The following is a 14101-nucleotide window of genomic DNA, read 5'->3' as shown; positions in this document are numbered from 1 at the left end:
ACAATCCCCGCTCCGGGGCGGTGACCAGCGGCTTTCCCCGGTCGGGGGGTCACCGCCCCGGAGCGGGGATTGTCGGTGGTGGTCGATAAAGTCGCGGGCATGGCACGGATTGCGGTGATCGGCGCCGGGACGGGCGCGATGGCGGCCGCCGCCCGGCTGGCCGTCGCGGGCCACCGGGTGACGGTGTACGAGCGTACGGAGACGTATGGCGGAGCGGTGCGCCGCCTCGAGCGGGACGGTTTCGCCTTCGACACCGGGCCCGGGCTGCTTCCGCTGCCCGCGGTCTACCGCGACCTGTTCGTCAAGACCGGCAAGGAGCCGCTGGAGGACTGCGTCGACCTGGTCCAGGTCGACCCGGCGGCACGGCACGTGTTCGCGGACGGCACCGAGGTGTCGCTGCCGAACGCCTCGCGCGCGGGCGTCGTCACCGCCCTGGACGAGGCGCTCGGGTCGGGCGCCGGGCAGCGCTGGGGCGACTTCCTGGTGCGGGCGCGCGAGGCATGGGACCGCACCCGCCGGCCCCTGCTGGAGGAACCGCTGTGGCCCAACTGGTCGGTGCTGGCCGAGCGTGAGCCCTATCCGGCGGTCCCGCACAAGCGCCTGCTGCGCACCCGGACCGCCGCCACGCTCGCCGAGGTCGGCACCTGGGAGCTGCGCGATCCGCGCCTCGCCACGCTCCTGGAGAGCCACGCGCTCGCGTACGGCCTCGATCCCCGCACCGCCCCGGCGAGCGCGGCCGTACTGCCGTACATCGAGCACGCCTTCGGCGTCTGGTACGTCCGCGGCGGCCTGCGCGAACTGGCACGCGCGGTGTACGAGCGGTGCCTGGCCCGCAGGGTCGAGTTCGTCTTCGGCGCCGAGGTCGTGCGGATCGTCGAGAAGGACGGCCGGGCGACGGGCCTGGAGTTCACCGGGGGCGCCTCCCAGGCGTCCGGCTTGGAGGGAGGAGGCGTCGCGGAGGCGGACTTCGTGGTCGCCGGTGTGGCACCTGGGACGCTGAGCAGCTTCGTGGCGGGCGCGGCGCCGAGGGGTGCGGGCCAAGTGCCCGCGCAGCAAGGGCTGCCGAGCCGCCTGACCGTGCTGCTGGCGCTGCGCGGCGGCCGTCCCGAGGGAACGGCCCATCGCACCGTGGTGCACACGGACGACCACGAGTCCGAGCTGGACGCCCTCTTCGGTACGGCCCCGGAGATGCCCGCGCGGCCCACGGTCACGGTGTCGCGCCCCGACGACCCGGCGCTGGTCCCGGACCTGGAGCACGAGGCGATCACACTCACGGCCACGGTCCCGGCACTGCGTGAAGGAGAGGGCCGGGCCGACAGCGCGGCCTGGGAAGCACAGGCCGACCGTATGATCACCGCCGCCGAGCGGGCCGTTCCGGGTCTACGCGACCGCATCCTGTGGCGCGAGACGCGCACCCCGGCCGACATCGCCCGGGCAACGGGCGCGGCGGGCGGGGCCGTTCCGGTGCCGGCGCTGGCCGCGGCGCGGGGCCGGCTGCTGCACCCGGCGAACTCCACGGCAATCGACGGCCTGTTCACCGTGGGCGGCTGGTCGCATCCGGGCGGCGGACTGCCGCACGCGGGGATGTCGGGCGCGCTGGTGGCCGGACTGATCGTGGAGGGACCGGAGTTCCGCGGCTCGCAGTGAGGCGGCACCGGGAGTATCCCGGTCGCTGAGCCGGTTCAGGGGCGGGACCGGACTGGGGGCCGGGTCCGCGATCCGGGCCGGTTGCTGGCCGGCCCGGTCCTGGAGCCCGGTTCAGAAACGGTACTGCTCGTCGAAGCCGGCGCCGTGCTGCGCCTGCCCGTAGCCCTGACCGTTGCCCTGGTACGGGTAGGGCTGCTCGGGCGGGAGTTGGCCGTCGTAGGAGTCGTCGGTGCGCTGCTGCGGGACCCACACCCCGCCGGCCGGGGTCTCGCCGCCGTAGCCGCCCGTGGCGTACGGGTCCTGGGCGCCGTATTCCTGCTGCCCGTAGTCCTGCTGCCCGTAGCCCTGCTGACCGCCGTAGGCGCTGTCGTAGGAGGCGCCGCCGTAGCTCTGGTCTCCGATGTACGGGTCCGAGTAGGCGGCGTAGCCCTGCTGGCCGGAGCCGTCGTAGCCGTAACTCTGCTGCCCGTAGCCGGAGTAGTCGTACCCGTACCCCTGGTCGGCGCCCTGGGCCGCGGTGGCGTACTGGTCCTGGGGCAGGCCGGCCTGCTGGCCGGAGTCGCCGTAGACGCCGTAGGAACCGGTGTCGTCGGGCAGGGGCTGCGGCTGGTACACGGCGGTGGTCTCGGCGGCCGTGGGCGCGGCGGGGCGGGCGGGGGTGAAGACGTCGTCCTGCTCGTAGTCGTCGTGCCCGTACGACAGGCCGTCACGGGATACCGTGCCGTCCGCGCCGTCCGTGTCGTCATGGCCGTCGTGCCCGGCCTCGGCGGCTTCGAGGTCGGAGACCTCCAGGGTCGGGTCCGTGCGCTCGGCCCTGCCGCGGCGTCGCTTGGTGCCTTCGCCGCCCGGGTGCCTGACGGCCCAGCCGGCGGCGAAGCCGCGGCGGAAGGACAGCGTCACGTAGGTCTGCCCGATCGCGAACGCGGCGGCGCCCACACCGATCACCACAACAGACGGCATCAGAACGCCGAGCACGACGCACAGGAAGCCGGCGAAGGCGAGCAGCCGCCAGCGCAGCCGCGCCTTGTACTGCAGCAGCACCTCACCGAGCAGCCACAGCGCGACGATGCCGAACGCGATGTAGAGGACCGTCCAGCCCATGTACGCCCCTCTCCCAGTGGCCGTTCCGCAGTGTGTCGTACGCGGATGCGGCCGGTCTAGGCCCGCGGTGGGTGGTGCAGACCCAGGTTCTCGTAGATTTCCAGCGTCGCCGTGGAGTTGTTGAGCGTGATGAAGTGAAGTCCGGGCACACCTTCGGCCAGCAGCCGCGCGCAGAACTCCGTGGCGAACTCGATGCCAATGGAGCGTACCGCCGTCGGATCGTCTTGTGCTGTGAGGATCCGCTCTTTCAGCGCGGCCGGGAAGGCGGCATTGGTGAGGTACGGGATCCGCGCCAGTGTCTTCGCACTGGCGATCGGCATGACCTCGGGGATGATCGGGGTTTCGCAGCCAGCGGCCGCGACCCGGTCGCGCAGCCGCAGGTAGTCCTCCGGCTGGAAGAACATCTGCGTGATGGCGTAGTCGGCGCCCGCGCGGCACTTGTCGACGAAGTGACGGACGTCGGCCTCCCAGTCGTCGGAGCGCGGGTGCATCGCGGGGAAGGCCGCGACACCGACGCAGAAGTCACCGGACGCCTTGATCAGTTCGACGAGTTCGGCGGCGTAGGTGAGGCCCTGGGGGTGCGCCACCCACTCGCCCATCGGATCGCCGGGCGGGTCGCCGCGCAGCGCCAGCATGTTGCGGATCCCGGCGTCGGCGTACTGCCCGATGATGTTGCGCAGGTCGGCCACCGAGTGGTCGACGGCGGTGAGGTGGGCGATCGGGGTCAGGGTGGTGTCGGAGGCGATGGCCTCGGTCGCCTTGACCGTGCCCGCGCGGGTGGAACCGCCCGCACCGTAGGTCACGGAGACGAAGTCGGGAGCCACGGCCTCGACCCGGCGCAGCGCGTTCCACAGGTTCCGCTCGCCCTTGGGGGTCTTGGGGGCGTAGAACTCGAACGAATACGTCGTCTTGCCCGTCGCGAGCATGTCGCGCACGGTACGGGCATGGTCCGACCTGGTGGATGCGGTGCCGAGGGCCATACTCGCAGGTTAGCCAGGGTCCGGCGGTCCCCCAACCGGACGGTGGGAATTTGCCGCAATTGTCGGGTTCTTGTCCACCCATCGGACAACCCGGCCCGATATGGGGTGCTCGGGGCGTTCCAGCCGTCCGGAAAGCGAGACGCCTGCCCGCTACCCCGCGTGCCGCAGCCGCTTGGCGAACTCCGCCGCCGCCGCGCCCGGGTCGTCGGCCTCGGTGATCGCCCGGACCACGACCACGCGCCGGGCGCCGGCCTGGAGGACCTCGTCCAGATTGCCGAGGTCGATGCCGCCGATGGCGAACCAGGGGCGCTCGGTGCCGAGGGATGCGGTGTACCGCACCAGGCCGAGACCGGGTGCGTGGCGGCCGGGCTTGGTGGGCGTGGGCCAGCAGGGGCCCGTGCAGAAGTAGTCCACGCCGTCCTGGACGGCGGCCGCGGCGGCCTCGGACTCGGCGTGCGTGGACCGGCCGATCAGGACGTCGTCACCGAGTATCGCGCGGGCCGCGGGCACCGGCAGGTCGCCCTGGCCGAGGTGCAGCACGTCCGCGCGGGCGGCGTGGGCGACGTCCGCACGGTCGTTGACCGCGAGCAGCCTGCCGTGGCGGGCGCAGGCGTCGGCGAACACCTCCAGGTGCTCCAGCTCCTCGCCCGCCTCCATGCCCTTGTCGCGCAGCTGCACGATGTCGACCCCGCCGGCCAGCACCGCGTCGAGGAACTCGGGCAGGTCGCCCTGGCGGGTACGGGCGTCCGTGCACAGGTACAGGCGCGCGTCGGCGAGCCGGTCGCGGGCGGAGGCTGCGGCGGTGTCGGACATGGGTGGATCCCCCCGTTGTCGGTGCGGTGTCGCGTGTGTCGATGGCGTACGGGCCGCGGCGGAGCGGCGGCGGCCGCCCCGGCCGTGGCCCGTACGCCGGACGGGTCGTTCAGGCGGTGCCGGTCAGACGGCGAGCGCCTGGGCGCGGCGCTTCACCTCCGTGCCGCGATTCTCGCTCAGGGCCTGCGCGGGGGTGCCGGGCAGGGTCGGGTCGGGGGTGAAGAGCCACTCGATCATCTCTTCGACCGTGAAGCCGTCGTCCCGCAGGAGCGTCAGGGTCCCGGACAGGCCCTTGACGACCTTGTCCCCGTCGATGAAGGCGGCGGGGACGTGCAGCGCGCGGTTCTCACCACGGCGTACGGCGATGAGCTGGCCCTCCTTGACCAGCTGCCGCACACGTGTCACCTCGACGCCGAGCATTTCGGCGATGTCGGGGAGGGTGAGCCAGGCGGGGACGAGAGCATCGATCTTCGCGTCAATCTCGGTCACGGAACCAAGCGTGCCATCTGCCACTGACAGTCGGAAGTCAGGCCCGGCCACCTGGGAGGACACGCCGGAGAAACATCGCACGTGCGGCGTCCTACGCCGTGGCCGCCTTCAGCGGCCTGGCCGGGTCCGCGAGCAGGTCCGGGTCCATCGGCGTGCCGGCCTCGATCAGCCGTCTGCCCTGCGCGAGGTCCCGCGGCCGGCCGACCGCCAGTAGAGCGACCAGCCGGCTTCCGTGCAGCCAGCAGACCGTCCACGCCGGCCCGGACGGCTCACCGCGCCAGACCGTGGTGTCGGCGGACGTGTGGTGGCCGGCGTACTGCACGAAGCGGCCGAACTGCTCCGACCAGAAGTACGGCACCGGGTCGTAGGCGGCGGGGGTCAGGTCGATGATGTTGGCGGCGACCGTGCGCGGGCCCTGGAGCGCGTTGTCCCAGTGGTGCACCAGCAGGCGCTCGCCGTACCGCCGGGAGGGGAAGGAGGCGCAGTCGCCGACCGCGTACACGTCCGGCACGGACGTGCGCAGGTGGTCGTCGGCGAGCACCTCCCCGTGCTCGCCCAGCTCGATGCCGGAGCCGGCGAGCCAGGCGGTGGCGGGGCGCGCGCCGATACCGACGACGACGGCGCCCGCGGGCAGCCGCGTGCCGTCGTCGAGCACCACCGCGCCGGGCTCGACACGCTCCACGCGCGCGTGCGTGCGCAGGTCGATGCCGCTGTCGGCGTACCAGGCGCTCATCGGCGCGGCCACCTCGGCGGGCAGGGCCCCGGCGAGCGGCCGGTCCGCGGCCTCCACGACCGTCACGCCGCAGCCCGCCTCACGGGCGGCGGTGGCGAACTCGGCGCCGATCCAGCCCGCCCCGACGACCACGATGTCGTGCTGCTCGGCGAGCACGGGCCGCAGCCGTTCGGCGTCGTCCAGGGTGCGCAGCAGGTGGATGCCGGGGACGCCCTCGGCGCCGGGCAGCCGGATCGGTTCGGCGCCGGTGGCCACGACGAGGACGTCGTAGGGCACCGGCCCCTCGGAGGTGTCGAGCACATGCGCGTCGGCGCGGACGGCGAGCGCCTCGCAGCCGAGCCGCAGTTCGAGGGCGAGCGACTCGAAGTCGACGTCGAAGGCCGAACCCTCGGCCTTGCCGAGCAGGACGGCCTTGGACAGCGGCGGCCGGTCGTAGGGCTGGTGGGGCTCGGCGCCGATCAGCGTGACGGTGCCGGTGAAGCCCTGCTCGCGCAGGGCCACCGCGGTCTGCACGCCGGCCATGCCCGCGCCCACGACGACCACGCGCCGCGGCTGTGACATGCCCTGTTCCTGCGTCTGCTCGCTCACCTGATCACCATAGTCAGCTGACGTACTGTCAGTCGGAGGCGTGCGGAGTGGCCTCCTCCACAGGCGCTGAAGCCGCTGCAACCGCAGCAGCCACGGCGACCGCAGCCACCACCCGCGTCACCCGGTCACCTGCTCCACCACACTGGTTCCGCTGCCCGGCCGCGACTCCCACTCCCACGTCTCCTCCAACCGCAGCCGTCCGTCGGGCAGTTCGACCACCGTGGACACACAGTGTCCGGAGGACGTCGTCCCGTCGTGCCGCAGCTGGACGTACCGGAAGTCGAGCCGGTCTTCCTCGCGGGTACCCACCAGATGGCCGCGTACGACGTCACCGCCCGCGTAAGCGGCCCAGATCACACCGTCCCGCTCGTGGTAGCGGAACCGGGTGCGTGTGCCCACCTGGCCCGGTGCCTGATCGGCGACGGGGGCGAGCACGAGACCGTCCAACGAGCGCGGCATGCGAGAGGCTCCCTTACAAGTGCGCTGCTCCAGGGGCTAGGGTGGCCACCGTACAAGCACTCGCGGGAGCCCGGACGCACCGGGCTGAGAGGGAGGCTGGCGGCCTCCGACCGTACGAACCTGATCCGGGTCATGCCGGCGAAGGGAGGGGCTGGACGCCCATGTCGTTGCCACGTACGTCAGACGTCCTCGTCGTCGGGGGCGGGATCATCGGGCTCGTGACGGCCTGGCGCGCGGCGCAGCGCGGGTTCGCCACGGCCGTGGTGGATCCCGAGCCGGGCGGTGGGGCCGCGCAGGTGGCGGCCGGGATGCTGGCCGCCGTCACGGAACTGCACTACGGCGAGCAGACCCTGCTCGGGCTCAACCTCGCCTCGGCCCGCCGCTATCCGGACTTCGCGGCCGAGCTGACCGAGCTGACCGGCCACGACCTCGGCTACCGCCGCTGCGGCACACTCGCCGTGGCGCTGGACGCCGACGACCGTGCCCACCTACGGGAACTGCACGACCTGCAGCGCGCCTCGGGGCTGGAGTCGCAGTGGCTGTCCGGGCGGGACTGCCGGCGCCTGGAGCCGATGCTCGCGCCGGGTGTGCGCGGCGGTCTGCGGGTGGACGGCGACCACCAGATCGATCCCCGGCGGCTCGCCGCCGCCCTGGTGGCCGCGTGCGAGCGGTCCGGGGTGCTCTTCCACCGCGCGTGGGCCGAGCGGCTCACCGTGCGGGGGGAGCGGGCCGCGGGCTGTGTGCTGCGCGACGGCACGGAGCTCGGCGCGGGGCAGGTGGTGCTCGCCGCGGGCAGCCTCAGCGGGCGGCTGGCGGGGGTGCCGGACGAGGTGCTGCCGCCGGTCCGGCCGGTCAAGGGGCAGGTGCTGCGGCTGACCGTGCCGAAGCGGTACGCGCCGTTCCTGAGCCGCACCGTGCGGGCCGTGGTGCGCGGCAGCCAGGTGTACCTGGTGCCGCGGCTCAGCGGCGAGCTGGTCGTCGGCGCCACCAGCGAGGAGCTGGGCTGGGACACGACGGTGACGGCGGGCGGTGTGTACGAGCTGCTGCGCGACGCGCACGAGCTGGTCCCCGGGATCACCGAGCTGCCGCTGACCGAGACCCGGGCCGGGCTGCGTCCCGGCTCGCCGGACAACGCGCCGCTGCTCGGCCCGACCGAGCTGGACGGGCTGCTGCTGGCCACCGGGCACTACCGCAACGGCGTGCTGCTCACGCCGGTCACCGGTGACGCCATGGCGCACGTCCTGACCACCGGCGAACTGCCGGACGAGGCCCGTCCCTTCACCCCGCGGCGCTTTCGTGCCGCCGCCCTCACGGAGCAGCCCGCATGAACATCTCCCTCAACGGTGAGCCCCGGGAGTTCTCGCCCGGCACGGCTCTGGACACCGTCGTGCAGTCCCTGACCCCGGCGCCCTCGGGGGTGGCCGCCGCCCTGAACGAGACCGTCGTCCCGCGCGCGCAGTGGTCGTCCACGCCCCTGGCCGACGGCGACCGCGTCGAAGTGCTGACCGCCGTGCAGGGGGGCTGACCCATGGCCGACGATCCCCTCGTCCTCGGTGGTACGTCCTTCACGTCCCGGCTGATCATGGGCACGGGCGGTGCGCCCAGCCTGGATGTGCTGGAGCGGTCCCTGGTGGCGTCCGGTACGGAGCTGACCACGGTCGCGATGCGCCGGGTGGACCCCTCGGTGCACGGTTCCGTGCTGTCGGTGCTGGAGAAGCTGGGCATCCGGGTGCTGCCCAACACGGCGGGGTGCTTCACGGCGGGTGAGGCGGTGCTCACGGCCCGCCTCGCGCGCGAGGCGCTGGGCACCGACCTGATCAAGCTGGAGGTCATCGCCGACGAGCGGACGCTGCTGCCTGACCCGATCGAACTGCTGGACGCGGCGGAGACGCTCGTCGACGACGGATTCACGGTGCTGCCGTACACGAACGACGACCCGGTGCTCGCGCGGAAGCTGGAGGACGTGGGCTGTGCGGCGATCATGCCGCTGGGCTCGCCGATCGGTTCCGGGCTCGGCATCCGCAACCCGCACAACTTCCAGCTGATCGTCGAGCACGCGCGCGTGCCGGTGATCCTGGACGCGGGCGCCGGCACGGCCTCGGACGTGTCGCTGGCCATGGAGCTGGGCTGTGCGGGGGTGATGCTCGCCTCGGCGGTGACGCGGGCCCAGGAGCCGGCGGTGATGGCCGAGGCGATGAGGCACGCGGTGGCGGCGGGGCGGCTGGCCCGCCTGGCCGGGCGCATCCCCAAGCGGCACTTCGCCGAGGCGTCCTCTCCGACGGAGGGCCTGGCCAGGCTGGACCCCGAGCGCCCGGCCTTCTAGAGAGCCGACTGCCCGTGGGCTGTGTGTACCGCGTCACAGGTCGGCTTCAGTAGCGCTGCCGAGCCCGGCTGAGACGCGTGGGTGTCCGTCGCGGCTCGTAGACTCGCCTGCGTGGATACGACCCTTCAGGACCCTCTCGTCGGGCAGGTGCTCGACGGCCGTTATCGCGTCGACGCGCGGATCGCCGTCGGCGGGATGGCCACGGTCTACCGGGGCCTGGACACCCGCCTGGACCGCGTCCTCGCGCTCAAGGTGATGCACCCATCGCTCGCGGCCGACGGCTCCTTCGTCGAGCGCTTCATACGCGAGGCCAAGTCGGCCGCCCGCCTGGACCACCCCAACGTCGTGCAGGTGTTCGATCAGGGCACCGACGGGTCGTACGTCTACCTGGCCATGGAGTACGTCCCCGGCTGCACCCTGCGCGACGTGCTGCGCGAGCGCGGGGCGCTGCAGCCGCGCGCCGCGCTGGACATCCTGGAGCCGGTGCTCGCCGCGCTCGGCGCCGCGCACCGCGCCGGGTTCGTGCACCGCGACATGAAGCCGGAGAACGTCCTGATAGGGGACGACGGCCGGGTCAAGGTCGCCGACTTCGGACTGGTGCGGGCCGTGAACACGGTGACCAGCACCACCGGCACGGTCCTCGGCACCGTCTCCTACCTCGCCCCCGAGCAGATCGAACAGGGCACCGCCGACCCCCGGGTCGACGTGTACGCGTGCGGTGTCGTCCTCTACGAGATGCTGACCGGCGGCAAGCCCCATCAGGGGGAGAACCCCGCCCAGGTGCTGTACCAGCACCTCCACGAGGACGTGCCGGCCCCGTCGGCCGCCGTGCCCGGGCTGGCGTACGAGCTGGACGAGCTGGTCGCGACGGCCACCGCCCGCACCCCGGACGTGCGGCCGCACGACGCGGTGGCGCTGCTGGCGCGGGTCCGCGAGGCCCGCGCGGCGCTCGGCCCGGAACAGCTGGACGCGGTACCGCCGCAGGCCCTCACCCAGGGCCACGACAACGCCGAGGACCGCACGAGCGTGATCCCGCGCGCGCTGACCGTGCCGCGCCCGCTGCCCGTCGACGAGGACGGCGAGGCCTCAGCGGCCGAGACGGCCCTCAATCGCACCAGCCGCCTGGAGGCCCCTCCCGCCCCGCGGCGTCCCGGCCGCCGGCCCCGGCGTGCCCTGCTGACCGTGGTCGCCGCCGTCCTGCTGGCCCTCGGGCTCGGCGGTGGCGTGTGGTACATCAACTCCGGCCAGTTCACCAAGGTCCCGCCGCTGCTGGCGAAGACGGAGACGCAGGCGAGGCAGCGGCTCAAGGAGGCCGGTCTCGACGTCAAGGGCGTCAAGCACGCCTACAGCGACACGGTCCAGCGGGGCACGGTCATCAGCACGGACCCCGAGGCGGGCGCCCGGATCCGCAGCAACGACTCGGTGACGCTGACCGTCTCCGACGGGCCGGAGACCGTGAAGGTGCCCGGGCTGGAGGGGCGCCCGCTGGGCCAGGCGCAGCGGGCGCTGAAGAAGGCCGGGCTGGAGCCGGGCATGGTGAGCCGGGCGTTCAGCGAGGACGTCCCCAAGGGCTCGGTGGTCAGCACGGACCCCGCGGCGGGCACGGAGCGGCACGCCGGCTCGGCGATCGCGCTCGTCGTCAGCAAGGGCCACCCGGTGGACGTGCCGGACGTCACCGGCGAGGACGTGGACGAGGCGAAGTCCGACCTGCAGGACGCCGGCCTGAAGGTGACGGTCTCCCCCCAGCAGGTCAACTCCCAGTTCGACAAGGGGCAGGTCGCCGAGCAGTCCCCGGCCGGCGGCGGCAAGGCCGCCGAGGGCGACACGGTCACGCTGACGCTGTCCAAGGGCCCGGAGATGGTCGAGGTGCCGGACGTCACCGGCGACAGCGTCGACGACGCGAAGAAGACGCTGCAGCAGGCCGGCTTCAAGGTCGAGGAGGACCGCGGGATCCTCGGGTTCTTCGGCGACACCGTCAAGAAGCAGTCGGTGCAGGGCGGCGACCGGGCGCCGAAGGGCTCGACGATAACGATCACCATCCGGTGACGGCGATGGCCGTCGGTCGCGGACGGCCACGGCCCGAGGTGAGGAGACCGGGATCACGACGGCCCGTGGCCGGCGGCGGCCGGCCACGTGACACCCTGAACGGGTGAGCAGTCAGCAGTCCCCCACTCCCCGCGCCGTCCCGGCCGCCCCGGGCCGCTCGCGCAACCCCGTCGGCAGCCACGTCCCCGTGGCGGGCGGCCTGAACTCCGTGGGCCTGTCCTACGCCCGTGAGCTGGGCGCCGAGACCGTGCAGGTCTTCGTCGCCAATCCCCGGGGCTGGGCCACGCCCGTGGGCAGTGGGCGGCAGGACGAGGAGTTCCGCGCGGCCTGCGCCGAGGAGTCGATCCCGGCGTACGTGCACGCGCCGTACCTGATCAACTTCGGCTCGCACACCGAGGCGACCGTCGAGCGGTCGGTCCAGTCGCTGCGGCACTCGCTGCGGCGCGGCCGGGAGATCGGCGCGCTCGGCGTCGTCGTGCACACGGGCAGCGCGACCGGTGGCCGGGACCGGGCGGTGGCGCTGAAGCAGGTGCGCGAGCACCTGCTGCCGCTGCTGGACGAGCTCACCCACGACGACGATCCGTACCTGCTCCTGGAGTCGACCGCGGGGCAGGGCGCCTCGCTGTGCTCCCGCACCTGGGACTTCGGGCCGTACTTCGAGGCACTGGACGCCCATCCCAGGCTGGGCGTGTGTCTGGACACCTGCCACGTCTTCGCCGCCGGGCACGACCTGACCGGTCCGAACGGCATGCACCAGACACTGGACCTGCTGGTGGACACGGTCGGCGCGGGCCGGCTGAGGCTGATCCACGCCAACGACTCCAAGGACGTGGTGGGCGCGCACAAGGACCGGCACGAGAACATCGGCGCCGGCCACATCGGTGAGGATCCCTTCCGCGCCCTGATGACCCATCCCGCCACCGAGGGCGTCCCGCTGATCATCGAGACCCCCGGCCGCAAGGAGGGCCACGCGGCGGACGTGGCGCGCCTGAAGAGGCTCAGGGACGGCTGAGGAGGCGGGGTCGGCCCCGGGATTGCGGGCGCGACCTCAGAGCTCGGGCCCGTCGCCCGGCTCCTCCTGGTAGGAGTAGCGCTGTTCCTTCCAGGGGTCGCCGAGGTTGTGGTAGCCGCGCTCCTCCCAGAAGCCGCGGCGGTCGGCGGTCATGTACTCCACGCCCCGCACCCATTTGGGGCCCTTCCAGGCGTACAGGTGGGGGACGATCAGGCGGAGCGGGAAGCCGTGCTCGGCGGTGAGGAGTTCGCCGTCCTTGTGGGTGGCGAAGAGGGTGCGCTCGGAGCCGAAGTCGGCCAGGCGGAGATTGGAGCTGAAGCCGTACTCGGCCCACACCATCACGTGGGTGACGTTCGGCGCGGGCGGGGCGATGTCCAGGATCGTCCGGGCCGGGATGCCGCCCCATTCGGCGCCGAGCATGCTGTACTTCGTCACGCAGTGCAGGTCGGCCACCACGGTGGTGTACGGCAGAGCCGTGAACTCCTCGTGGGTCCAGCAGTGCTTCTCGCCGTCGGCGGTGGCTCCGAAGACCCGGAACTCCCAGCGCTCGGGGCGGAACTTGGGCACGGGCCCGTAGTGCGTGACCGGCCAGCCGCGTTGCAGCCGCTGTCCCGGCGGAAGCTCGGGCTGTGCCGCTCCTTGCGGCGCCGCCGCGGACGCTCCTTTCGCACCTGCTCCAGACGCGTCCCCACATGCGCGTTCCACCGGCTGACCCATGACTCCATCCTGACAGACCGGAGGGGGTGCACATGACCAGCCCGGGTACGAATGGGACCGATTACACTAAGTGTGCACTTACTGGACGGCTCTGTACGCCGGTGCAATCATGCGGCGCTATCGGCCCAGACTCGTCCGGAAGGAGCCCGTCAGGATGCAAGGCGACCCCGAGGTCATCGAACTGCTCAACGAGCAGTTGACCGCCGAGCTCACCGCCATCAACCAGTACTTCCTGCATGCGAAGCTGCAGGACCACAAGGGGTGGACGAAGCTCGCCAAGTACACCCGGGACGAGTCCTTCGACGAGATGCGGCACGCCGAGCTCCTGACCGACCGCATCCTGCTGCTCGACGGCCTGCCCAACTACCAGCGGCTCTTCCATGTGCAGGTAGGACAGACGGTGACGGAGATGTTCCGGGCCGACCGGCAGATCGAGGTCGAGGCCATCGACCGGCTGCGCCGGGGCGTCGACGTGATGCGCGAGAAGGGGGACATCACGTCGGCGAACATCTTCGAGGCGATCCTCGCCGACGAGGAACACCACATCGACTACCTGGACACCCAGCTGGAGCTGGTGGACAAACTGGGCGAGGCCCTCTACCTGTCGACGGTGATCGAGCAGAGCCAACCGGACCCCTCGGGCCCGGGCACGCACGGCTTCTCGACGCCTTAGCCGGAGCACCGGCCCCACACCGCCACGAGATCCGCACCGGGTCCCGACCCCGGGCCCGGACGCCGGGTCTCGGCGCGAAGGGTCACACAGAAGGGCTAGGCGGCGTCGCCGAGCTCCGCCGCGGGGGCCGGCTGGGGAAGCCGGGTGAACGGCGACGTTCCCCGGTCGGCCAGTTCCCGGCGGGGGCAGGCGCCCCGGCCGAGCAACGCCTGGATGCGCCGTACGCAGCCGCCGCAGTCCGTGCCCGCCTTGCAGGCAGAGGCGATCTGGCGGGGCGTGCAGGCGCCGTTCTTCGCGTGCTGCTTGACCTGCTGTTCGGTGATGCCGAAGCAGCTGCAGACGTACACGCGCGACTCACCTCCCGCCGGGATCGATCAGTGGTGCCGTCCCGACTTCTCGGTGAGGCAAACCTAACCTTACCCGGCACCCCGGACCGGCAAAAGTGGGGCGGGGCGCGGATCGCATGTGATCCGCGCCCCACTCATCCGTCGGTACCGGGCGACCCGCTCACTGGTCGCGG

At 72.6% G+C, this 14101-nt stretch carries 15 protein-coding genes and 1 riboswitch; of the genes, 7 read left to right on the top strand and 8 right to left on the bottom strand.

Features of this window, described 5'->3' with window-relative positions; genetic code table 11:
• Nucleotides 1-99: 99 nt before the first annotated feature.
• On the top strand, nucleotides 100-1647 hold the full coding sequence (locus BZY54_RS19795) for a phytoene desaturase family protein (protein ID WP_086726519.1): 1548 nt from the start codon (nucleotides 100-102) through the stop codon (nucleotides 1645-1647).
• A 111-nt stretch (nucleotides 1648-1758) separates the two neighbouring features.
• Here the strand turns inward: BZY54_RS19795 and BZY54_RS19790 are convergent, their stop codons facing one another.
• From BZY54_RS19790 to BZY54_RS19765, 6 genes are all read right to left on the bottom strand, one after another.
• Complete coding sequence (locus BZY54_RS19790; RefSeq protein ID WP_086726518.1) at nucleotides 1759-2748, bottom strand: SCO2102 family sporulation regulator; 990 nt, start codon at nucleotides 2746-2748, stop codon at nucleotides 1759-1761.
• 56 nt (nucleotides 2749-2804) lie between these two features.
• Nucleotides 2805-3728, bottom strand: a complete 924-nt coding sequence (gene metF, locus BZY54_RS19785) for a methylenetetrahydrofolate reductase [NAD(P)H] (protein WP_086726517.1) — start codon at nucleotides 3726-3728, stop codon at nucleotides 2805-2807.
• 150 nt (nucleotides 3729-3878) lie between these two features.
• Nucleotides 3879-4541 carry a thiamine phosphate synthase gene (gene thiE / locus BZY54_RS19780; protein WP_086726516.1) on the bottom strand — a complete coding sequence of 221 codons (663 nt, stop codon included), beginning with the start codon at nucleotides 4539-4541 and terminating at the stop codon, nucleotides 3879-3881.
• A 123-nt stretch (nucleotides 4542-4664) separates the two neighbouring features.
• Nucleotides 4665-5030 (bottom strand): Rv2175c family DNA-binding protein, encoded by a 366-nt coding sequence (locus BZY54_RS19775; RefSeq protein ID WP_030641990.1) that lies wholly within the window; start codon nucleotides 5028-5030, stop codon nucleotides 4665-4667.
• Nucleotides 5031-5121: 91 nt separating this feature from the next.
• On the bottom strand, nucleotides 5122-6351 hold the full coding sequence (locus BZY54_RS19770) for an NAD(P)/FAD-dependent oxidoreductase (protein ID WP_086726515.1): 1230 nt from the start codon (nucleotides 6349-6351) through the stop codon (nucleotides 5122-5124).
• Nucleotides 6352-6468: 117 nt separating this feature from the next.
• The gene (locus tag BZY54_RS19765) at nucleotides 6469-6810 is read right to left on the bottom strand and encodes an avidin-fold protein (RefSeq protein WP_086726514.1); all 342 of its coding nucleotides are present in this window, start codon (nucleotides 6808-6810) and stop codon (nucleotides 6469-6471) included.
• 52 nt (nucleotides 6811-6862) lie between these two features.
• A riboswitch (TPP riboswitch) is annotated at nucleotides 6863-6974 on the top strand.
• On the opposite strand from BZY54_RS19765, the gene thiO reads away from it, so the two are divergent.
• From thiO to BZY54_RS19740, 5 genes are all read left to right on the top strand, one after another.
• Nucleotides 6972-8138, top strand: coding sequence for a glycine oxidase ThiO (gene thiO / locus BZY54_RS19760; RefSeq protein WP_086726513.1), 1167 nt, complete (start codon nucleotides 6972-6974; stop codon nucleotides 8136-8138). It overlaps the preceding riboswitch by 3 nt.
• Nucleotides 8135-8335 (top strand): sulfur carrier protein ThiS, encoded by a 201-nt coding sequence (thiS, locus tag BZY54_RS19755; RefSeq protein WP_086726512.1) that lies wholly within the window; start codon nucleotides 8135-8137, stop codon nucleotides 8333-8335. The genes thiO and thiS overlap by 4 nt, the downstream gene beginning before the upstream one ends.
• A 3-nt stretch (nucleotides 8336-8338) precedes the next feature.
• A complete protein-coding gene (locus BZY54_RS19750) occupies nucleotides 8339-9133 on the top strand; it encodes a thiazole synthase (RefSeq protein WP_086726511.1) in 795 nt (264 codons plus the stop codon).
• A gap of 111 nt (nucleotides 9134-9244) precedes the next feature.
• Nucleotides 9245-11179, top strand: coding sequence for a Stk1 family PASTA domain-containing Ser/Thr kinase (pknB, locus tag BZY54_RS19745; protein ID WP_167414027.1), 1935 nt, complete (start codon nucleotides 9245-9247; stop codon nucleotides 11177-11179).
• A gap of 103 nt (nucleotides 11180-11282) precedes the next feature.
• Complete coding sequence (locus tag BZY54_RS19740) at nucleotides 11283-12191, top strand: deoxyribonuclease IV (protein WP_086726509.1); 909 nt, start codon at nucleotides 11283-11285, stop codon at nucleotides 12189-12191.
• A gap of 36 nt (nucleotides 12192-12227) precedes the next feature.
• Here the strand turns inward: BZY54_RS19740 and BZY54_RS19735 are convergent, their stop codons facing one another.
• Complete coding sequence (locus BZY54_RS19735; protein ID WP_086726508.1) at nucleotides 12228-12908, bottom strand: sulfite oxidase-like oxidoreductase; 681 nt, start codon at nucleotides 12906-12908, stop codon at nucleotides 12228-12230.
• A 154-nt stretch (nucleotides 12909-13062) separates the two neighbouring features.
• Here BZY54_RS19735 and bfr point away from each other — a divergent pair, with 154 nt between their 5' ends.
• Entirely contained in the window at nucleotides 13063-13581 is a 519-nt protein-coding gene (gene bfr / locus BZY54_RS19730; protein WP_086726507.1) for a bacterioferritin, read from the top strand.
• A gap of 95 nt (nucleotides 13582-13676) precedes the next feature.
• On the opposite strand, the gene BZY54_RS19725 is transcribed toward bfr, so the two are convergent.
• On the bottom strand, nucleotides 13677-13928 hold the full coding sequence (locus tag BZY54_RS19725) for a (2Fe-2S)-binding protein (RefSeq protein WP_086726506.1): 252 nt from the start codon (nucleotides 13926-13928) through the stop codon (nucleotides 13677-13679).
• Nucleotides 13929-14101 lie beyond the last annotated feature (173 nt).

It is taken from the genome of Streptomyces carpinensis (assembly GCF_002154505.1).
In the GTDB taxonomy this organism is placed as follows: Bacteria; Actinomycetota; Actinomycetes; order Streptomycetales; family Streptomycetaceae; genus Streptomyces; species Streptomyces carpinensis.
This window is presented reverse-complemented; position numbering and strand designations above follow the sequence as displayed.

Excerpts from the sequence above, each read along its gene's own strand:
- metF (WP_086726517.1), bottom strand. The coding sequence starts at position 3,728 with ATGGCCCTCGGCACCGCATCCACCAGGTCGGACCATGCCCGTACCGTG.
- BZY54_RS19735 (WP_086726508.1), bottom strand. The coding sequence starts at position 12,908 with ATGGGTCAGCCGGTGGAACGCGCATGTGGGGACGCGTCTGGAGCAGGT.
- thiO (WP_086726513.1), top strand. The coding sequence starts at position 6,972 with ATGTCGTTGCCACGTACGTCAGACGTCCTCGTCGTCGGGGGCGGGATC.
- BZY54_RS19790 (WP_086726518.1), bottom strand. The coding sequence starts at position 2,748 with ATGGGCTGGACGGTCCTCTACATCGCGTTCGGCATCGTCGCGCTGTGG.
- thiE (WP_086726516.1), bottom strand. The coding sequence starts at position 4,541 with ATGTCCGACACCGCCGCAGCCTCCGCCCGCGACCGGCTCGCCGACGCG.
- BZY54_RS19750 (WP_086726511.1), top strand. The coding sequence starts at position 8,339 with ATGGCCGACGATCCCCTCGTCCTCGGTGGTACGTCCTTCACGTCCCGG.
- BZY54_RS19765 (WP_086726514.1), bottom strand. The coding sequence starts at position 6,810 with ATGCCGCGCTCGTTGGACGGTCTCGTGCTCGCCCCCGTCGCCGATCAG.
- bfr (WP_086726507.1), top strand. The coding sequence starts at position 13,063 with ATGCAAGGCGACCCCGAGGTCATCGAACTGCTCAACGAGCAGTTGACC.
- BZY54_RS19795 (WP_086726519.1), top strand. The coding sequence starts at position 100 with ATGGCACGGATTGCGGTGATCGGCGCCGGGACGGGCGCGATGGCGGCC.
- thiS (WP_086726512.1), top strand. The coding sequence starts at position 8,135 with ATGAACATCTCCCTCAACGGTGAGCCCCGGGAGTTCTCGCCCGGCACG.